Raw genomic sequence first — 17,629 nt, 5'->3', positions numbered from 1 at the left:
CGTTCCAGCAGCGCTGCACCGCAAGCCGCAGGCCGTCGCGCTCGGCGTTGGTGATCGGCGGCCCCTCGGGCAGCGAGGTCGCCGCCGCCTGCCCCTCCGCCGCCGCCTCGCGCTCGGCGACCGCGGCCGCCACCGCCGCCGCGACGGCGCTCTGGGTCGATGGCGTCGGCGGCGTCGCCGTGGGCGGCGTCGCTGGCGTCGCCGGCGTGGCGACCCGATCCGGCTCCGGCTCGCGCACAGGCTCCTGCGGCTGCACGGCCGCGGCCACGCGCGGGGGCTCGCGCAACGCGTCCGGCCGCGGCCGGGGCGGGGCGGCATTGGCGACCTGGCCCGCCGGCGTCGCCGGGGGCGGGGGCGGCGCGGCCTCGGGCGGCGCGGCGACGGGCGCGGTCTCGACCGGAGGCTCCGGCGTCGGCGCGGGCGACGGCTCCAGCGTCGCCACGTCGGCGGGGCGCGCGTTCTCGGGCGGCGGCGGCGTCGGCGTCGCCTCGATCCGCTCCACCGGCCGCGCCCGCGGCGGCGACACGATGGCCGAGGGCGCTGGCGGCACGATGCTGACGCCCTCGGGCGCGGGCGTCAGCGGCGCGTCGGGATTGAACTTCGGCTCCAGCGTCGCGACCTCGGCCGGAGCCGGCGGCGGCGGCGCGGGCGGCTCGGGCGCCGGGGCGGCCTGCGGAAGCTCCGGCTCGGGCAGCGTCTCCGGGGCCTCGGTCACCGGCGCGGGCGCCTCGGGCGCGGCCTCGGGGTCCGGCGTGGCCCGCGCCGCGGACTGCGCCGCCTCGAACTCTGCGTCGGTGACGAAGCTGACCTCGCTCACCCGGATCGGCTCGGGATCGTCGGCCCGGAACCACGGCAGGCCGAAGATCACGAGCGCGATGACCGCGCCGTGGCCGAGGCCGGAGATGACCGTGCCGGTCCGCATCGCGACGGCCTATTCGTCCGACCCGTTGTCGATCACGCCGTCGAACCGCGGGCCGCCCTGCTCGGTGACGAGGCCGATGCTGGTGAAGCCCGAGGCGTTCAGCGCCCCCATCACCTGCATCACGCCCTCGTAGGGAACGTCGCCGTCGGCGCGCAGGAACACCCGCGGGCTCGTCCGCTCCGCCGCGACCGCCTTCAGCCGCGGAATGAACTCGGCGCGGGGAATCTCGGCGTTCTGCACGATGATCTGCCCGTCCGCGGTCAGCGCCACCGTCAGCGGCTCCTCCTGCTCGGAGGGCAGCGGCGCGGCCGCCGTCTTGGGCAGCTCGATCGGCACGCCCACGGTCAGGAGCGGCGCCGCCACCATGAAGATGATCAGCAACACCAGCATCACGTCGACGAAGGGCGTGACGTTGATCTCCGACATCGGCCCGCGCCCGGGCCGCCGCCGGCGCCACGACCGGCCGCCGGTCGCGCCGCCGGACTGGAGCGAGGCGCCCATGTCAGGCCGCCTTGTCGAGCTGGCGCGACAGGATCATCGAGAACTCGTCCGCGAAGCCCTCGTAGCCGCCGACCACCCGCTCGGTGTCCTGGTTGAGCTTGTTGTAGAAGATCACCGCCGGAATGGCCGCGAGCAGGCCGAGCGCGGTGGCGAGGAGCGCCTCGGCGATGCCGGGCGCGACGACCGCCAGGTTGGTCGACTGTTGCAGCGCGATCTCCTCGAAGGCGCGCTTGATGCCCCAGACCGTGCCGAAGAGCCCGACGAACGGCGCGATCGAACCCGTCGTGGCGAGGAAGTTCAGACCCTTGCCCAGCCGCTCCGCCTCGCGCGCGATGGCGACGTTCATCGCCCGGTCGATGCGCGCCTGCGCCCCGGCGATCAGCCCGCCGTCCTTGCGATGGCTGCGCCGCCATTCGGTCATCCCGGCGGCGAAGATGCGCTCCGATGCCCCGGCCGGGTCCGGCCCGATGCGGTCATAGACCTCCTCGAGCGGCTCGCCCGACCAGAAGGCGGCGTCGAAGGCCTCGGCCTCGGCCCGTGCGCGCCGCAGGTCGATGATCTTCTGGGCGATGATCGACCACGACCAGAACGAGGCCGCGATGAGGGTGATCATCACGATCTTCACGAGGAAGCTCGCGCGCAGGAACAGCGCGAGCAGCGAGAAGTCGAGTGTCTGTTCCATGCGCCTGCTCTCTTGCTCGAAGGTCGGCCGGCCACGACCGGCATGACCCTTTCCGGGCCCGGTTTGGCCGGCTTCTGCCCGAAAAGCGCCCGCCCTGTCCAGCGGCAAGTCCGCACGGCTTCGTGTGGCGGCAGGACTGCGCCTGCGAGCGCCGGTCCGGACGCGGCGCGGACAGCCCTGCCGGCGGGGCCCCGCCGGGCCGGTCCCCGCCCGCCCGCGCCGCCATCGGGCCGCCGGTTACCAAGACGTGAACGCGCGCTTGGCCGGGCGGCCGGCGGCCCGGCATACTCGGGCGCGTGGGGAGGGAAGACGGATGAAGCTCGTGCTTGCGGGCGCCCTGATCGCGCTGGCCTGCGCCGGCGCGCGGGCGGAGGTCATTCTCGATCACCGGGACTGGCGCGTCGAATGGGTCGACGGTCCGGACGGGTTCTGCAGCGCCTCCACGCAGGGCGCGGCGACGCGCTTCGAGGTGATCGCGCTGGCGGGCGGTCCGGTGGGCCTGATGCTGAGCGGCTTCGACCTGCAGGTCGTCGAGGGCGACCGGTTTCCGATCTTCGTCGACGTGGACTACGACCGCTTCTTCGGCGAGGCGGAAGCTCTGTCGGACGGCCTCCTGATGCTGCGGCTCCGCGACGACCAGCTCCCCCCCTTTCTCGAGGCGTTGCACGACGGAAACGCCGTCGCCGTATACGACTATGCGCGCGACGGCGTGCCCGTCTCCGTTCACAGCCTGCGGGGCTCCGCCGCCGCCATCCTCAAGCTCGTCGACTGCGTCAGCGCGCTCCCGCAGCCTGCGCCTGGCCCCGAGACCCCACCTGCCCTCACCGCCCCGCTGGCCGCCGCGCCTTCGCCGGTCCCGCCCGCCTGGGGCACGCCCGCCACCGGACGGGTCGCCTGGGGGCCTTACGACGGCGACGCGGGCCGGGCGTGGATCCGGGTCGCCGGAGACCTGACGATGGAGGTCGCCGACGACTTCGACCGGGTCGCGGCCGAAGTGAAGATCGGCTTCCCCGGCCGCGACGCCGTGGACGTGCTGCTCGCCTCCGACGGCGGGCAGATGGCGGCGGGAATCGCCATCGGCTCCGAGGCGCGCCGGCAGGGATTCTCGACCATCGCCGGAGGAACGTGCGCCTCCGCCTGCGCGCTGGCCTGGCTCGGCGGCGTCCGTCTCGGGATCGAGAGCGACGGCGGCCGCGTCGGGTTCCACCAGATCTACGACCGCGACAGCGGGACGGCGGATCCGCAGGGAAACGCGCTCGCCGGCAGCTACCTGGCCAAGCTCGGCTACGACTATGCGGTGACGGCCTTCGCCACCGAGGCCGGCCCCGACGACATGCGCTGGCTGGAGAGCGCTGACGCCGCGCGGCTCGACCTTGCCGTCTACTGGTTCGTCCGACCCTAGGTCGTCAGGCCTTCCATCGCCTCGCGCAGCTCCGCCGGCAGCCGCGTAGGACGGCCTTCCGCGTCGATCGCCACGATCGTGACCCGGGCCCGGGCGAGGACATCGCCGTTGCGGCGCACCTCCTGGTCAAGCTCGACCCGCGACCCGCCCATGTCGGCGAGCGCCGTCGTCACCACAAGCTCGTCCTGGAACCGCGCCGGGCGCAGGTAGTCGATCTCGACGCGGCGCACCGCGAACACGATCCCCGTCCCTGCCCTGATCCGCGCCTGATCGACGCCGGCGGCGAGCAGCGCCTCGGTCCGCCCGCGCTCGATGAAGCGCAGGTAGTTGGCGTAGTAGACGATCCCGGCGAGATCGACGTCCTCGTAGTAGACCCGCAGTCTGTGCTCGTGCATCGGCCGATCCCCCTCGGCCGAAGTTCTATTCGCTCGACCGGGCTCGCGCCACCGCCCCGCGCCTATGCCTCCGGATGCTCGATCCGCAGGACCTGGCCCGCGGCGTCGACGTCGCAGGTGTGCCGCCGGGTCCCGTCCAACGCCTCGAACGTCTCGACCGCGTCGTCGCGCGTTTCCAGCCAGTCGACCGCCACCGCGTCGACCGGCTTGCCGACATGGGCCGCGACCGCCGCCTGGCACGCCTGCGCGCCGGCCGGGTTCGGCGGCCCGGCCGGGGCGCCCGGCGCCGGGGGCTCCGGCGCCGCGCAGGCGGCGAGCAGGAGGAACGCGGCGCCCTGCGCCGCGGCCCCTCGCGTCACGCTCAGCCCGGCCCGAAGGCCGAGACGGTGTTGTCGATCTCGACGGTGCAGGTGAAGGTCGTGGTCGAGCCGGCGACCTGGACGTCGTAGATCGTCGCGCCCGTCTTGGAGGAGGCGACAGGCGTCACGGTCACATCGCCCTCGGTCAGGCCGAGTTGCTGCAGGGCGAGCGCCGAGCAGGCCTCCTCCGCAGGGCTCATCGTCGGGGCCGGCGGCTCGGGCTTCGGGGAGCAGGCGGCGATCGCCAGCGGAAAGGCGGCGACCGCTAGAACGGCAAAGCGCATCTCTCGTCTCCTCATGTCCGGCCTCGTGCGGGCCGCAGAGAAAGCTAGTCCGTTTCGGGGGTTTCGCCAACAACGGCGTGCGCGCCGGCGATCGGGCGCCGAGGCGTCAGAACGGCACGTCGTCCGAGGCCACCACATAGCGGGCGACGACGTTCTTCTCGCCGGCCTTGTCGAAGGCGATCGTGAGCTTGTCGCCTTCCACCGCTGTGACGACGCCGTAGCCGAACTTCTGGTGAAAGACCCGCGTCCCCACCGGCTGCGCCGCGACGGCGGCGGCGTCGATCACCATGTCGCGCGCCTCGCGCGGCTGGCTCATCGGTCGATCGCCCGCGCGCGCCGCCATTCGCCGCCAGCCGGGAGAGTTGTAGACGTCGGCCCGCGCCGCCCTGTCCGCGAGCGGCGAGGCCGGCGCGGCGTGGGCCGCCGCCGCGCCGAAGCCGCCGCCGTAGAGCCCCGGCGGCGTCAGCACCGCCACATGCTCTGACGGCAGCTCGTCGATGAACCGCGACGGCATCTGGCTCTGCCACTGGTTGTAGACCCGCCGGTTCGCGGCGAAACTGATGGTGCAGAGCCGCTCGGCCCGGGTGATGCCCACATAGGCCAGCCGCCGCTCCTCCTCGAGCCCCGCGAGCCCGCTCTCGTCCATCGAGCGCTGCGACGGAAACAGCCCGTCCTCCCAGCCCGGCAGGAACACCGCCGGGAACTCCAGCCCCTTGGCCGCGTGCAGGGTCATGATCGACACCTTCGCCGCGCCCTCGTCGGTCTCGTTGTCCATCACCAGCGCGACGTGGTCGAGAAAGCCCTGGAGGTTCTCGAACTCCTCCAGCGCCTTGACGAGCTCCTTGAGGTTCTCGAGCCGTCCGACCGCGTCCGGCGACTTCTCCGCCTGCCACATCGCCGTATAGCCGCTCTCGTCGAGCATCTGCTCGGCGAGCGCCACATGCGCCCCGGGCGCCGCGTCGGCGCGAAGCTCCGCGCCCCAGAGATCGAACTGCGCGACCAGCTCGCCCAGCGCCGCCCGCGCCCGCGGCCCGAGCCCCCCGGCCGCCACCACGCGCCGCGCCCCTTCGAGCAGCGACACCCCCGCCGCCCGCGCCTCCCGGTTGATGTCCTGCAACGCCTTGTCGCCAATGCCGCGCTTCGGCACGTTGACGATCCGCTCGAAGGCGAGGTCATCCTCCGGGCTGACCGCTACGCGGAAATACGCCATCGCGTCGCGGATCTCGCGCCGCTCGTAGAAGCGCGGGCCGCCGATCACCCGGTACGGCAGCCCGATGGTCAGGAAGCGGTCCTCGAAGGCGCGCATCTGGTGGCTGGCGCGCACGAGGATGGCGATCCCGTCCGGCGAGACCGGCGCCATCCCCCGCGTGCCGCGGGCCAGCGCTTCGATCTCCTCGCCGATCCAGCGCGCCTCCTCCTCGCCGTCCCAGTGCCCGATCAGCCGCACCTTCTCGCCGTCCGGAACCTCGGTCCAGAGCGTCTTGCCGAGCCGCCCGGCATTCGCGGCGATGAGCCCCGAGGCGGCGGCGAGGATATGCGGCGTCGAGCGATAGTTCTGCTCCAGCCGGATCACCTTCGCGCCCGGGAAGTCCTTCTCGAAGCGCAGGATGTTCCCGACCTCGGCGCCCCGCCAGCCGTAGATCGACTGGTCGTCGTCGCCGACGCAGCAGATGTTGCGATGCCCCGCGGCGAGCAGCCGCAGCCACAGGTACTGCGCGACGTTGGTGTCCTGATACTCGTCGACGAGGATGTAGCGGAACCAGCGCTGGTACTGCGCCAGCACGTCCTCGTGCCTTTGCAGGATCACCAGAACATGCAGGAGCAAGTCCCCGAAATCACAGGCGTTGAGCGCCCGGAGCCGCTCCTGGTAGGCCGCATAGAGCTCGGCGCCGCGATGGTTGTAGGCATGCGCCTCCGCGACCGGCAGCCGCTCCGGCGTCAACGCCCGGTTCTTCCAGCCGTCGATCAGGCTCGCGAGCTGCCGCGGCGGCCAGCGCTTCTCGTCGATGCCGGCGGCCGAGACCACCTGCCCGATCAGCCGCAGCTGGTCGTCGGTGTCGAGGATGGTGAAGCTGCCCTTCAGCCCGACCAGTTCGGCGTGCCGCCGCAGCATCCGCATGGAGAGCGCGTGAAAGGTGCCGAGCCAGGGCATCCCCTCGACCACGCCGCCGACCAGCGCCCCCACCCGCGCCCGCATCTCGCGCGCGGCCTTGTTGGTGAAGGTCACGGCGAGGAGCTCGTTCGGCCGCGCCCGCCCCGTCGCCAGCAGATGCGCCACCCGCGCCGTCAACGCCCGGGTCTTGCCCGTGCCCGCGCCCGCCAGCATCAGCACCGGCCCGTCGAGCGTCTCGACGGCGGCGCGCTGCTCCGGATTCAGCGCGTCGAGATAGGGCGCCGGCCGCGCCGCCGCGGCGCGGACCGAGAGCGGAACGGCGGCCTCGAACGCTGCGGCCTCATCCTGAAAGGAACTCATGGCCCGGCAAGGTAAACCGCGCCCGCCGGGAAGGGAAGTCGCGTTCGCCTTGCGTTCACGCCTCAGCGTATCGGGCGGCCGTGCTCGTCGAAGCGGTGGAGGTTCTCCTCGATCGGCCGCACGCCGATCTTCGCGCCCCAGGGGATCGAGGTCTTGCCCTCCTGGCGCACCAGCACCGGCTCCTCCGAGCCGATGTCGACGAAGAGGTAGTTGTCCGAGCCGAGGTTCTCGGCATGAACGACCTCGCCCGACCAGACCGGGCTCACGTTGTCCACCACCATGTGCTCCGAGCGGATCCCGATCGTGTGCGCCCCGAAGCCCTTCGCGATCTGGCCGTTGATGAAGTTCATCTGCGGGCTGCCGATGAATCCCGCAACGAAGATCGAGTTCGGCTTCTCGTAGAGCTCGGTCGGCGTGCCGACCTGCATCACCAGCCCGTCCTTCAGCACGCAGATGCGGTCGGCGAGCGTCATCGCCTCGACCTGGTCATGCGTCACGTAGATCATGGTGACGTTGTTCATCGCGTGGTGGAGCCTCGCGATCTCCAGCCGCGTCGCCACCCGCAGCGCCGCGTCGAGGTTCGACAGGGGTTCGTCGAACAGGAACACCCGCGGGTCGCGCACGATCGCCCGTCCGATCGCCACGCGCTGCCGCTGCCCGCCCGAGAGCTGCTTCGGCAGCCGGTCGAGCAGGTGGTCGATCTGGAGCATCTTCGCCGCCTTCTCGACCCGGGCCCGGATCTCCGCCTCGCCCGCCTTGGCGAGCTTCATGCCGAAGGCCATGTTGTCGTAGACCTTCATGTGCGGATAGAGCGCATAGCTCTGGAACACCATGGCGATGCCCCGCTTCGACGGCGCGAGGTCGTTGACCCGCTCGTTGTCGAAGATCAGGTCGCCGCTCGTGATGTCCTCGAGCCCGGCGATCAGCCGCAGGAGCGTCGACTTGCCGCAGCCCGAGGGCCCGACGAACACCATGAACTCGCCGTCCTCGATCTGGAGGTTGACGCCCTTTATGACGTCGACCGAGCCGTAGGACTTGCGGACGTCGTTGAGTTGCAGTTGCGCCATGACGCGGAGCCCCCCGGATCAGCCTTTGACGCCGCCGGCGGTCAGGCCAGCCACGATCTTGCGTTGGAAGACGAGCACGAGCACGATCAGCGGCACGGTCACGATCACCGAGGCGGCCATGATGATGCCCCACGGCGTCTCGTACTGGCTCGCGCCCGAGAGGAGCGCGATCGCCACCGGCACCGTCCGCGTCGTGCTCGACGAGGTGAAGGTCAGCGCGAACAGGAACTCGTTCCAGGCGCCGATGAAGGCGAGAAGCCCCGTCGTCACCATTGCCGGCCACATCAGCGGCAGAAAGACCTTGGTGATGATCACCCAGGGGGTCGCCCCGTCGACGATCGCCGCTTCCTCGATCTCGACCGGCAGGTCGCGCATGAACGTGGTAAGCACCCAGACGGTGAACGGAAGCGTGAAGATCGTGTAGCTGAGGATCAGCGCCCAGGGCGTGTTGAAGATGCCGATGAAGCGGATCAGCTCGAAGAGACCGGCGAGCACCGCGATCTGCGGGAACATCGACACGGCGAGGATGGTCAGCAGCAGGAGCGTCCGCCCGCGGAACCGCACGCGGGCGAGCGCATAGGACGCCGTGACCCCGAGCAGCAGCGCGCAGGCCACCGTCAGCGTCGCCACGATCACCGAGTTCAGGATGTTGCGCGGGAAGGCGCCCTGCGACAGGACGTCGCGATAGTTCTGCCAGTTGAATTCGGTCGGCCAGTAGCTGACCTGGAAGAGCGAAGTCCCGGTCTTGAAGCTCGTCAGGATTGCGTAATAGAACGGAAACACCGCGACCACGACGATCACCACGACGGCAAGATAGAAGGCGGCGGTCTTGATTGCGGCAGGCATCACTTCGTCCCCCCGAGATCGACCTTCCCGAGCCAGATATAGAGGATGACGCAGAGCGCGATGATCAGGAACAGGAGCGTCGACTGCGCCGAGCCGTAGGCGAACTTGTCGAAGTCTATCAGGTTCTCGCGGCTGATGATCGACATCGTCTTGGTCGCCGGCGAGTTCGGCGTCAGCACGTAGATCAGGTCGAAGATGCGCAGCGCGTCGAGCATCCGGAAGATCACCGCCACCATCAGCGCCGGCTTCACCAGCGGCAGTGTCACCTTGAAGAACACCTTGACCGGGTGGATGCCGTCGATCTTCGCCGCCTCGTACATGTCGCGCGGGATCATCTGGAGACCGGCGAGGCACAAGAGCGCCATGAACGGCGTGGTCTTCCACACGTCGACGATGATGACCGCCCAGAAGGCGGTGTCGGCGTTCGCGGTCCAGGCGACCTTCTGGCTGATGATCCCGAGCGACATCAGCATGTCGTTGACCATGCCGAACTGGTCGTTGAAGAGCCACGCCCACAGCTTCGCCGAGACGATGGTCGGAATCGCCCAAGGGATCAGCACCGCGGCGCGGACGATGGCTCGGCCCCTGAACTCGGCGTTCAGCACCAGCGCCACGAGAAGCCCGAGCACCGTCTCCAGCCCGACCGAGATGATCGCGAAGCGGAAGGTGTTGTAGACCGCATTCCACCAGGCCGGATCGACGAGCGTGCCGCGCCAGATGGTGCGCCCACTCTCGAGCGTGCGCCAGGTAAGGTAGTTGGAGAAGCCGATCCACTCTCCGCCCGAGAGGTTGCTCAGCGACGTGTTGGTGAAGCTGAACCAGATGGTCCGCAACAGCGGCCAGGCGGCGACCGCCATGAGCGCGATCATCATCGGCAGCAGGAACAGGCGCGCGGCGCGGACGCGCTCGGCCTGAAGCTCGGATCGGCGCGGCCGGGCGACCGGTCCCGATCCCTGCGGCGGACGTCCGTCGAGCGCCGTGGTCGTCACGTCGATCCCCTCCCGTCTCGGCGTTGTCAAGGCGCCGGAGGGCGGACCCTCCGGCGATCCGGCGGTCAGACGCCGCCGTTGTCGTGGCGGCGGCCTACCAGCCCGTGCCCTTCAGCTCGTCGAGATCGACCTCGAGCAGTTCGAGGTTCTCGGCGGCGGAGCCGTTGCCCGAGAGCGTCTGATGCACCGCAGTCCAGAACTTCGACGACACCTCGTTGTAGGCGACCTTGGTCGGGGCCGACGGGCGCGGAACCGCGTTGAGGAAGATCTCCTTCCAGCGCGGAATGATCGGCTGTGCGGCGGCGATCTCCGGGTCGTCGTAGAGCGAGACGATGGTCGGCAGGTTGGCCGCCATCAGCGCGTGCTTCTTCTGGAACTCCGGCGAGGCCATGAAGGTGGCGAGCGAGATCGCCTCCTCCTGGTTCGGCGAGAAGCGCGAGACCGCGGCGTTCCAGCCGCCGAGCGTCGCGGCCGAGGTTGTGTCTCCCCCGGCCGAGGGCAGCGGCGCCACGTCGAACAGATCCTTCACCGGGCTGTCCGCGCTGTTGCCGAGCGCATAGGCGTAGGGCCAGTTGCGCATGAAGACGGCGTTGCCGGTCTGCCAGACGCCGCGCGCCTCCTCCTCCATGTAGGAGAGCACGCCCGGCGGCGAGATCGTCCCCACCCAGCCCTTGGCGGTGTCGAGCGCCTTCTCGGCGGCGTCGTTGTAGATCGAGATCGAGCCGTCGGGCTGGATGATCTGCCCGCCGCCGTTCGACTTGACCCACTCGAGCGCGTTGCAGGTCAGGCCCTCGTAGGCGGCGCCCTGCCAGACATAGCCCCAGAGGTCCTTCTTGCCCTCGGCGCGCTCGGCGTCCTGGACCTTCTGGGCGGCCGCGGTCAGCTCCTCCCAGGTCTTGGGCACCTCGACGCCGTGCTTCTCCAGCAGGTCCTTGCGGTAGTAGAGCGCCGGCGCGTCGGTGAAGATCGGCAGCGCCACCAGCTTGCCGTCGACGGTCTGGCTCTCGATGATCGAGGGGAAATGCGTGGGCGCGATGTCCTTGGCGGCCTCGGTCAGGTCGACGAAATTGTCGGCGAGCTGCGGGGCCCAGATCACGTCGACCATGTAGACGTCGATGTCGGAGTTCTGCGCGGCGAGCCACAGGCGATACTGCGCGAACTGGTCGGTGGTCGAGGAGGGCATCGGCACGATGTTGACCGTGTTGCCGGTCGCCGCCTCCCAGTCCTTGAAGATCTCCTTGAAGACGTTGATGGCGTTGCCCGTCGCGCCGGTGACGAAGTTCACCTGCGCCGCCTGGGCGGACGTGGCCACAAGGGCGAGAAGCGACGCCGCAGCCAGCAACGGCCGGGCAAGGCGTCTCGTTCTCGGCGTCGACATGATCGAAGTTCCTCCTCCTGGGCGTCCCGATCACGGCGTGCGCACTGGCGAGCGCCGGGCCGGGTTCATGGCGTCTTGTGCGATTCTTGTTGTTCAAAACGCTTCGAACGAAGTCTTGCCGCGAATCGAACGGTCGTGTCAACCGATCGTTGCGCGACCGCGACAGCCGTGGCCGGGCCCGGCCGGCCCCCTGTCGCCTGCGCGCGACCGCGGCTAGGATGCTGCCGAGGCGGGCCTTCCGCCGCGCCGGAGGGAGTTCCGATGAAGATCACCGTCAACGTCGACTGCACCCCCGAAGAGGCGCGCGCCTTCCTCGGCCTCCCCGACGTGAAGCCGATGCAGGAGGAGCTCCTCGCCGAGATCAAGGACCGGATGACCTCCGGCCTTCGCGCCATGCAGCCGGAGGAAATGCTGCGAGTCTGGCTGCCGGCGAACCTCAAGGGCTTCGAGCAGATGTACGACGCCTTCCTTCGCATGGGCTCGCCCAAGCGCGAATGACGACGCGCGCGAGCCCGCTCACGCGCGAGCGCATCCACCTCGAAATCGGATGGCTGGATAGCGTCCCGCCATGCGACGCCTCCCGTCAGGTCTTGCGGCCGACCAGCCGCTTGAACCATCCGGCCTTCTTCTCGCCGCTCTCGCCGTCGCCGGCCGGCTCCCCCTCCGGCGGCCCCTCGACCGCCCGGGCGAAGCTCTCGAAGAACCCGTCCGCCATCTTCTTCGCGAAGCCGTCGATCAGCCGGGCCCCGAGCTGGGCGATCTTGCCGCCGACGTGCGCCTTCACGTCGTAGGAGAGCAACGTCCCCCCGTCAGCGTCCGCGAGCCGGACGTCGGCCGAGCCCTTGGCGAAGCCGGCAGCGCCGCCCTTGCCCTCGCCCGAGATGGTGTAGCTCTCGCCCGGCGCCACGTTCGAAAGCTGCACCCCGCCGTGGAATGTGGCGCTCACCGGGCCGACCTTCTGCTTGACCGTCGCCTCGAAGCCCTTCTCGGGGTCTCCCGTCAACTCCTGGCAGCCCGGGATGGCCGCCTTCAGCACCTCCGGATCGTTGAGCGCCGCCCAGACTGTCGCGCGGTCGGCGGCGATCTGCCGCGAGCCTGTCAGTTCCAAGTCGCACCTCCCTGGCGTCCGGGATCCGACCATACCGGCAAAGCGCCCCACGTCAAAGCCGGGCCTCGAGCCTTGCCAGGCATTGCGGGCCGCGCCAAACGGGAGTTGCCAAATGCGGACGCGAAGGAGCCCCACAATGCCCGACAGCCGCCACGCCGCCCTCGTCCTCCTCGCGCTCGCCCTCGCCCCGCAGGCGCAGGCGCAGCAGTCCGAACGCTGCTACGGCGTCTCGCCTGCCGGCCGCAACGACGGAATCGGCGAAGCGGAGACGCCGGGCGGCGCGACGATCGACTACCAGGGGGACGCCTGGACCTGGACGCCGGCCGGGCGCTGCGCGATCCTGCCGCTGCCGCCGCAGGCCGACGGCACGCCGCGCCGCGGCGCCTACCTGCCGCTCGAGCGCGACCTGCCCTGACCCGTCACGACGCGCAACTCGCGATCGTCCCCGCGGCGAGGCCCCGGGCGAAGGCGGCCTTGCGCGCCCCCTCCGCCCCCGGCGCGAACAGCGCCGCGTCCACGGCCGCGCCCCGCGACGCCGCCTGCACCGCCTCCGCCGCCGCGACCAGCGTCCGCCCGTAGACCTCCGGCGACACGCCCCGCAGCCCCGAGCGCGCCGCCCAGACTCCGGCCAGGCAATCTCCCGCAGCCGCCTGCTCGCGCGCCGTGCCCGCGTCCGTCCCGAGCGCCTCCTGCGCCGGCGCCGCCGCGGCGCGCCCGGCGAACAACGCCACCGCCGCCTCGCCGTCCCGCCGCATCCGCGCCCGGATCCCGTCGAGGGTGGCGAGGTCGATCGCAAGCATCCGCACCTCGGCGCAGTAGAACGCCCCGGCGGTCGCCGCGCCGCCCGTGCAGGGGTTGGGGGCCGCCCGCGAGAACAGCCGGAGTTGCGTCGGCGCCACTTCGAGATTCCGCTCGACGCGGATCCGCTCCCGCAAGACCGTGCCCGCCTCCGCCGCCGCCGCCTCGGACAGCGCCGCCGCCACCCCGGCGCGCTCCGACGAGAGCGGCCCCGCCTCCGGCTCCGCCCGCCCCGACCAGACCGCCGCGAACCCGACGCTCGCCGCCGTCAGCGCAAGGAGCCGGAACCCGAGCCCGAGGAGCCGGGGAGTTCGCGTCTCGGCCACCTGTCTCCCTCCCGGGCGGCCTTGACCCCGCCCCCACGCCATGATGCTTGACGCCAACCTTGTCGGCCGGAGGCGTGAAGGACGTGTTACCCGAACCCATCGCCGGGGGCGCGAGATGAGCCCGCTCCAGCGCGCCGGGATCGGCGCGGCCGCGGGCTCGGCGCTGCTCCTCGCGGCCGCCTTCGCCTTCCAGCACTTCGGCGGCTACGCTCCTTGCCACCTCTGCATCCTGCAACGCTGGCCGCACGCCGTCGCGGTCGCGCTCGGTCTCGCGCTCCTCGTCTGGCCGCGGCGCGAACTCGCCATGCTCGGCGCGCTCGCGATGCTGGTCGGGACCGGGATCGCCGCCTACCATGCCGGGATCGAGCAGGGCTGGTGGACCGGTCCGACCACCTGTGTCGCGCCCGACGTGGCCGGCCTCACGCCCGAGCAACTGCTCCAGCAGATCCTGAACGCCCCGGTGACGCGCTGCGACGAGATCGCCTGGAGCTTCCTCGGCCTGTCGATGGCCGTCTGGAACGGCCTCGCCTCCGCCGTCCTCGCGCTTCTCTGGGCCCGAGCCTACGCCTCGAGCTCGGCGTCCCAGTAGAGATAGTCCATCCAGCTCTCGTGAAGATGGTTGGGCGGGAATTTTCGCCCGACGTTCTGCAACTGCTCCGGCGTCGGCCGAACCGGCTTGCGCCGCAGGGTCAGCCCTGCCTGCCGCAGCGTCCGCGCGCCCTTGTGCAGGTTGCAGGGTCCACAGGACGCCACGACGTTCTCCCAGATGGTGCGGCCCCCGTTCGAGCGCGGGACGACATGATCGAAGGTCAGGTGGTCCTTGGCGCCGCAATACTGGCAGGTGAACTCGTCTCTCAGAAACAGATTGAACCTGGTGAAGGCGGTGGTTCTTACCGGCTTTATGTAGTCCTTGAGAACCACCACCGATGGTATTCGGAACACCACCGAGGGGGAGCGCACCACCGCGTCGTACTCCGCCACCACGACGACCCTGTCGAGCACCGCGGCCTTGACCGCCTCCTGCCATGGCCAGAGCGACAGCGGCAGGTAGCTCAGCGGGCGGAAGTCGGCGTTCAGGACCAGCGCAGGATGGTCGCGGAGGCCGGCAGGGCTCCGCACGAAGCTCGGCATGTGGGTCGCTTGCAGCATCGCCGCTCCCTGGCCGGACGCCGCGCCACAGCATGCTGCAATGCGCAACGTCAATTCCAACTATATCTCGCCGGCCATGACTCGCAAGCCTCAAGATCAAGCGCGCGCCGCGACGGGCTCCGCCAGGCTAGCTCGCCGCGACGGCGGAAATGTGACGGCGCGCCTGTCCCGCACGCCGCGGGACGGCCGCCCTTCCGCCCTGCCCCGCGCGCGCCCCGGGCGGACCTAGCCCTCGGCCCCCAGGACGCGGCGCAGGAGCCCGACCGCAAGGCCGAGCCCGTCCGGGGCGATTCCGTGCCCTACGCCGCGCGAAACATGCGTCGCCGTCTCGACGCCGGCAGCGCGCAGCGCCTCCGACGCCTCGGCGAGACTCGCCACCGGCACCATCGGATCCTCGTCCCCGTGCACCAGCAGCACCGGCGGTTTCGTGACGATCTCGGCGGCGAGCTTCTCCGGCCGCAGGAGCCGCCCCGAGAAGCCGACGATCCCCGCAAGCGCGACCCTGCGCCGCAGCCCGACCTGCAACGCCATCATGGTCCCCTGCGAGAAACCGAAGAGCGCGGTTCGCCCGGGTCCGATCTCCTCCGACGTCACCGAGTCGAGCCAGGCGTCGAGCGCCGCGAACGCCCGCCCGGCGGCCACGGCCGCCGCCGCCGGATCCGACCCGTCGAGCCAGGGGATCGGAAACCACTGGTAGCCCATGGGATTGTTCAGGCAGCGCTCCGGCGCGTTCGGCGCGAAGAAGCGCGTGTCGGGCAGGTGCGGCGCGAGCGGCCCGGCGAGCCCGACCAGATCCTCGCCGTCGGCCCCGTAGCCGTGGAGGAAGATCACCTGGCTCGTCGCCTTCCCGGAAGCGGCGGGCCGCGACGGCCCGGTCAGCTTGGTCATGTCCTGCCCCTCGGCTTCTTGCCGTGCGGTGTTATGGACAATCCCTCGCCGCCGCAAGCGTGTCGGAAAACTGCAGCAACATCATCGCATTATGACGTGCGACGTCGTGCCGCTGCCCGCGCTACCGGACCCCTTCGCGGCCGTTCGCGACCCGGTAATATGCCCAGAGGAGCCGCGCCGCCACGCCGCGCCATGGCGACCATTCGAGGCTCATCTCGCGCAGCTCTCGCTCCCGCGGCCGCGCAGGCAACTCAAAGACCAGCCGCGCCGCCTCCTGCAACGCGAGATCGCCCGGCGCGAACACATCGGCCCGCCCGAGACTGAACATCGCGTAGACCTCCGCCGTCCAGACCCCGACCCCCTTCAGCCGCACCAGCGCCGCCACCACCTCGACGTCCGGCATCGCGCGCAACGCGTCGAAATCGACGCCTCCTTCCGCCAACCCCCGGCCATAGGCGATCTTCTGCCGCGACAATCCGGCCGCCCGCAGCGCCTCGTCGCTCGACGCCCGCAGACCCTCGGGCCGCGTCGCGCCGATCATCTCGAGCCGCCGCCAGATCGCCGCGGCCGAGGCCGTCGACACCTGCTGGCTCACGACCGCGGAAAACAGCGTCTCGAACCCGTCGGGGCGGCGGCGCAGGGGAAGCGGGCCCGTGGCGGCCAGAGCCCGTGCGAAGGACGGCTCGCGCGCGGCGAGCCAGGCCGCCCCTTCCGCGACGTCCGCGTCCGTCTCGATGATGCGCCCGACCATGTCGCCTGCCTAGCCCGTGCCGCCGCCGCGGCGCAATGCGGCCTTGGCCCGCGTCGCGACCCGGCCTAGAAGGCGGCCATGGCCCGATCAGACGCCCTCGCGGACCCCGACGACGTCCGCTCCCGTCGCAACGTCCGCGTCCTCGTCCTCGCGCAGGCGCTGCTCGGGGCGCAGTTGCCGGTCCATTTCATCCTCGGCGGCCTCGCCGGCCAGATGCTCGCCTCGAACAAGTGCCTCTCGACCCTGCCGATCTCGATGATCGTCTTCGGCTCGATGGCGACCGCTCCGGTCATGGCCGGGTTCATGCAGCGCCGGGGCCGGCGGCCGGGATTCGTCGTCGGCTGCCTTGCTGGCGCGCTTGGGGCAGGGCTCTGCGCAGCGGGGCTGTGGCTCGGCTCCTTCGGCCTCTTCCTCCTCGGCTCGCTCGCGGTCGGCATCTACATGTGCGGCAACGGCTTCTACCGTTTCGCCGCCGCCGACGGCGCGTCCGACACCTGGCGCCCGCGCGCGATCTCGGCCGTCATGGCGGCGGGCCTCGTCTCCGCGCTGATCGGGCCGCAGGTGGTCAAGACGACCGCCGACCTGCTTGCGCCGGTTCCCTTCGCCGGGGCCTACCTCGCGGTCGTGGCGATCAACCTCGCGGGGCTCGGGCTCTTCGTCTTCCTCGACAGCCCGCCCCCGCCCGAGCCGCACGCCGACGCGCCCCCGATCCGCAGCCGGCTCGACCTGCTGCGCACACCCCGGATCGCGGTGGCGATCCTGGTCGCGACGGTCGCCTATTCGCTGATGAACCTGGTGATGACCGCGACCCCGCTCGCGATGGTGGGCTGCGGCTTCGCCACCGCTCAGACCGCCGACGTCATCGGCGGCCACGTGCTCGCGATGTTCGCGCCCGCCTTCTTCACCGGCCGGCTGATCGACCGCTTCGGCGTGCTGCCGGTGACCGCGACCGGTCTCGGCATCCTCGCCGGCGCCGGCCTCGCCGGGCTCGCGGGCGTCGATCTCGCGAACTTCTACCTGGCGCTCCTGCTCCTTGGTCTCGGCTGGAACTTCGGGTTCATCGGCGCGACGACCTTGCTCACCTCCGCCTACCGCCCGGAAGAGCGAGGCCGCGTGCAGGGGATGAACGACTTCATCGTGTTCGGCTGCGTCGGCCTCACCTCGCTCGCGTCCGGGGGGCTTATGAACTGCTCCGGCGGCTCGCCGGCCGAGGGATGGGTCTCGGTCAACCTGGCGATGATCCCGTTCCTCGTCGCCGCCTTCGGGGCGCTGGTCTGGCTCGTCCTCTCCGAGCGCCGTCGGCCGGCCTAG

At 71.0% G+C, this 17,629-nt stretch carries 21 protein-coding genes; 5 read left to right on the top strand and 16 right to left on the bottom strand.

The features are described 5' to 3' along the window. The 3 genes from KBA23_RS05390 to tolQ form a co-directional block, all read right to left on the bottom strand. On the bottom strand, positions 1-922 hold a 922-nt coding region (locus KBA23_RS05390), incomplete at its 3' end, for a hypothetical protein (protein WP_290737601.1). A 9-nt stretch (positions 923-931) separates the two neighbouring features. Continuing rightward, positions 932-1,423, bottom strand: coding sequence for a protein TolR (tolR, locus tag KBA23_RS05385; protein ID WP_290737598.1), 492 nt, complete (start codon positions 1,421-1,423; stop codon positions 932-934). 1 nt (position 1,424) lies between these two features. Further along, on the bottom strand, positions 1,425-2,105 hold the full coding sequence (gene tolQ / locus KBA23_RS05380) for a protein TolQ (RefSeq protein WP_290737595.1): 681 nt from the start codon (positions 2,103-2,105) through the stop codon (positions 1,425-1,427). A gap of 313 nt (positions 2,106-2,418) precedes the next feature. Here tolQ and KBA23_RS05375 point away from each other — a divergent pair, with 313 nt between their 5' ends. After that, positions 2,419-3,507, top strand: a complete 1,089-nt coding sequence (locus KBA23_RS05375; protein ID WP_290737592.1) for a hypothetical protein — start codon at positions 2,419-2,421, stop codon at positions 3,505-3,507. Here KBA23_RS05375 and ybgC read toward each other — a convergent pair. The 8 genes from ybgC to KBA23_RS05335 all read right to left on the bottom strand — a co-directional run bounded on the left by ybgC (position 3,504) and on the right by KBA23_RS05335 (position 11,298). Beyond that, positions 3,504-3,902, bottom strand: a complete 399-nt coding sequence (gene ybgC, locus KBA23_RS05370; RefSeq protein WP_290737589.1) for a tol-pal system-associated acyl-CoA thioesterase — start codon at positions 3,900-3,902, stop codon at positions 3,504-3,506. The two genes, KBA23_RS05375 and ybgC, sit on opposite strands and share 4 nt — an antisense overlap. Positions 3,903-3,964: 62 nt before the next feature. Next, positions 3,965-4,261, bottom strand: a complete 297-nt coding sequence (locus KBA23_RS05365) for a hypothetical protein (protein WP_290737585.1) — start codon at positions 4,259-4,261, stop codon at positions 3,965-3,967. 2 nt (positions 4,262-4,263) lie between these two features. Further along, on the bottom strand, positions 4,264-4,545 hold the full coding sequence (locus KBA23_RS05360) for a hypothetical protein (RefSeq protein WP_290737582.1): 282 nt from the start codon (positions 4,543-4,545) through the stop codon (positions 4,264-4,266). A gap of 106 nt (positions 4,546-4,651) precedes the next feature. Continuing rightward, positions 4,652-7,018: an ATP-dependent helicase gene (locus KBA23_RS05355; protein ID WP_290737579.1), complete on the bottom strand. Its 2,367-nt coding sequence runs from the start codon at positions 7,016-7,018 to the stop codon at positions 4,652-4,654. A gap of 62 nt (positions 7,019-7,080) precedes the next feature. Further along, positions 7,081-8,085 carry an ABC transporter ATP-binding protein gene (locus KBA23_RS05350; RefSeq protein WP_290737575.1) on the bottom strand — a complete coding sequence of 335 codons (1,005 nt, stop codon included), beginning with the start codon at positions 8,083-8,085 and terminating at the stop codon, positions 7,081-7,083. A gap of 18 nt (positions 8,086-8,103) precedes the next feature. Beyond that, positions 8,104-8,931 (bottom strand): carbohydrate ABC transporter permease, encoded by an 828-nt coding sequence (locus KBA23_RS05345; protein WP_290737572.1) that lies wholly within the window; start codon positions 8,929-8,931, stop codon positions 8,104-8,106. Then, positions 8,931-9,920, bottom strand: coding sequence for a carbohydrate ABC transporter permease (locus tag KBA23_RS05340; RefSeq protein ID WP_290737569.1), 990 nt, complete (start codon positions 9,918-9,920; stop codon positions 8,931-8,933). Before KBA23_RS05340 ends, KBA23_RS05345 begins: the two co-directional genes overlap by 1 nt. A 94-nt stretch (positions 9,921-10,014) precedes the next feature. After that, entirely contained in the window at positions 10,015-11,298 is a 1,284-nt protein-coding gene (locus KBA23_RS05335; RefSeq protein WP_290737566.1) for an ABC transporter substrate-binding protein, read from the bottom strand. A gap of 261 nt (positions 11,299-11,559) precedes the next feature. Here KBA23_RS05335 and KBA23_RS05330 point away from each other — a divergent pair, with 261 nt between their 5' ends. Continuing rightward, positions 11,560-11,796 carry a DUF6489 family protein gene (locus KBA23_RS05330; RefSeq protein WP_290737563.1) on the top strand — a complete coding sequence of 79 codons (237 nt, stop codon included), beginning with the start codon at positions 11,560-11,562 and terminating at the stop codon, positions 11,794-11,796. A gap of 85 nt (positions 11,797-11,881) precedes the next feature. On the opposite strand, the gene KBA23_RS05325 is transcribed toward KBA23_RS05330, so the two are convergent. Continuing rightward, entirely contained in the window at positions 11,882-12,406 is a 525-nt protein-coding gene (locus KBA23_RS05325) for a CoxG family protein (RefSeq protein WP_290737560.1), read from the bottom strand. 136 nt (positions 12,407-12,542) lie between these two features. Here KBA23_RS05325 and KBA23_RS05320 point away from each other — a divergent pair, with 136 nt between their 5' ends. Further along, positions 12,543-12,821, top strand: coding sequence for a DUF2282 domain-containing protein (locus tag KBA23_RS05320; protein WP_290737557.1), 279 nt, complete (start codon positions 12,543-12,545; stop codon positions 12,819-12,821). Between the two features lie 4 nt (positions 12,822-12,825). Here KBA23_RS05320 and KBA23_RS05315 read toward each other — a convergent pair whose 3' ends face one another. Further along, positions 12,826-13,530, bottom strand: coding sequence for a neutral zinc metallopeptidase (locus KBA23_RS05315; RefSeq protein WP_290737553.1), 705 nt, complete (start codon positions 13,528-13,530; stop codon positions 12,826-12,828). Between the two features lie 115 nt (positions 13,531-13,645). On the opposite strand from KBA23_RS05315, the gene KBA23_RS05310 reads away from it, so the two are divergent. Next, the gene (locus KBA23_RS05310) at positions 13,646-14,119 is read left to right on the top strand and encodes a disulfide bond formation protein B (RefSeq protein WP_290737550.1); all 474 of its coding nucleotides are present in this window, start codon (positions 13,646-13,648) and stop codon (positions 14,117-14,119) included. Here the strand turns inward: KBA23_RS05310 and KBA23_RS05305 are convergent. The 3 genes from KBA23_RS05305 to KBA23_RS05295 all read right to left on the bottom strand — a co-directional run bounded on the left by KBA23_RS05305 (position 14,092) and on the right by KBA23_RS05295 (position 16,318). Next, positions 14,092-14,679 (bottom strand): HNH endonuclease, encoded by a 588-nt coding sequence (locus KBA23_RS05305; RefSeq protein ID WP_290737547.1) that lies wholly within the window; start codon positions 14,677-14,679, stop codon positions 14,092-14,094. The two genes, KBA23_RS05310 and KBA23_RS05305, sit on opposite strands and share 28 nt — an antisense overlap. 225 nt (positions 14,680-14,904) lie before the next feature. Continuing rightward, the gene (locus KBA23_RS05300; RefSeq protein WP_290737544.1) at positions 14,905-15,567 is read right to left on the bottom strand and encodes a dienelactone hydrolase family protein; all 663 of its coding nucleotides are present in this window, start codon (positions 15,565-15,567) and stop codon (positions 14,905-14,907) included. Positions 15,568-15,688: 121 nt separating this feature from the next. After that, entirely contained in the window at positions 15,689-16,318 is a 630-nt protein-coding gene (locus KBA23_RS05295) for a DNA-3-methyladenine glycosylase 2 family protein (protein ID WP_290737541.1), read from the bottom strand. 78 nt (positions 16,319-16,396) lie between these two features. On the opposite strand from KBA23_RS05295, the gene KBA23_RS05290 reads away from it, so the two are divergent. Continuing rightward, positions 16,397-17,629 (top strand): MFS transporter, encoded by a 1,233-nt coding sequence (locus KBA23_RS05290; RefSeq protein ID WP_290737538.1) that lies wholly within the window; start codon positions 16,397-16,399, stop codon positions 17,627-17,629.

The sequence above is a fragment of the Amaricoccus sp. genome (assembly GCF_017995835.1).
Lineage (GTDB): Bacteria > Pseudomonadota > Alphaproteobacteria > Rhodobacterales > Rhodobacteraceae > Amaricoccus.
This window is presented reverse-complemented; position numbering and strand designations above follow the sequence as displayed.

Excerpts from the sequence above, each read along its gene's own strand:
- tolR (WP_290737598.1), bottom strand. The coding sequence starts at position 1,423 with ATGGGCGCCTCGCTCCAGTCCGGCGGCGCGACCGGCGGCCGGTCGTGG.
- tolQ (WP_290737595.1), bottom strand. The coding sequence starts at position 2,105 with ATGGAACAGACACTCGACTTCTCGCTGCTCGCGCTGTTCCTGCGCGCG.
- KBA23_RS05375 (WP_290737592.1), top strand. The coding sequence starts at position 2,419 with ATGAAGCTCGTGCTTGCGGGCGCCCTGATCGCGCTGGCCTGCGCCGGC.
- ybgC (WP_290737589.1), bottom strand. The coding sequence starts at position 3,902 with ATGCACGAGCACAGACTGCGGGTCTACTACGAGGACGTCGATCTCGCC.
- KBA23_RS05360 (WP_290737582.1), bottom strand. The coding sequence starts at position 4,545 with ATGCGCTTTGCCGTTCTAGCGGTCGCCGCCTTTCCGCTGGCGATCGCC.
- KBA23_RS05355 (WP_290737579.1), bottom strand. The coding sequence starts at position 7,018 with ATGAGTTCCTTTCAGGATGAGGCCGCAGCGTTCGAGGCCGCCGTTCCG.
- KBA23_RS05350 (WP_290737575.1), bottom strand. The coding sequence starts at position 8,085 with ATGGCGCAACTGCAACTCAACGACGTCCGCAAGTCCTACGGCTCGGTC.
- KBA23_RS05345 (WP_290737572.1), bottom strand. The coding sequence starts at position 8,931 with ATGCCTGCCGCAATCAAGACCGCCGCCTTCTATCTTGCCGTCGTGGTG.
- KBA23_RS05335 (WP_290737566.1), bottom strand. The coding sequence starts at position 11,298 with ATGTCGACGCCGAGAACGAGACGCCTTGCCCGGCCGTTGCTGGCTGCG.
- KBA23_RS05330 (WP_290737563.1), top strand. The coding sequence starts at position 11,560 with ATGAAGATCACCGTCAACGTCGACTGCACCCCCGAAGAGGCGCGCGCC.
- KBA23_RS05320 (WP_290737557.1), top strand. The coding sequence starts at position 12,543 with ATGCCCGACAGCCGCCACGCCGCCCTCGTCCTCCTCGCGCTCGCCCTC.
- KBA23_RS05310 (WP_290737550.1), top strand. The coding sequence starts at position 13,646 with ATGAGCCCGCTCCAGCGCGCCGGGATCGGCGCGGCCGCGGGCTCGGCG.
- KBA23_RS05305 (WP_290737547.1), bottom strand. The coding sequence starts at position 14,679 with ATGCTGCAAGCGACCCACATGCCGAGCTTCGTGCGGAGCCCTGCCGGC.
- KBA23_RS05300 (WP_290737544.1), bottom strand. The coding sequence starts at position 15,567 with ATGACCAAGCTGACCGGGCCGTCGCGGCCCGCCGCTTCCGGGAAGGCG.
- KBA23_RS05295 (WP_290737541.1), bottom strand. The coding sequence starts at position 16,318 with ATGGTCGGGCGCATCATCGAGACGGACGCGGACGTCGCGGAAGGGGCG.
- KBA23_RS05290 (WP_290737538.1), top strand. The coding sequence starts at position 16,397 with ATGGCCCGATCAGACGCCCTCGCGGACCCCGACGACGTCCGCTCCCGT.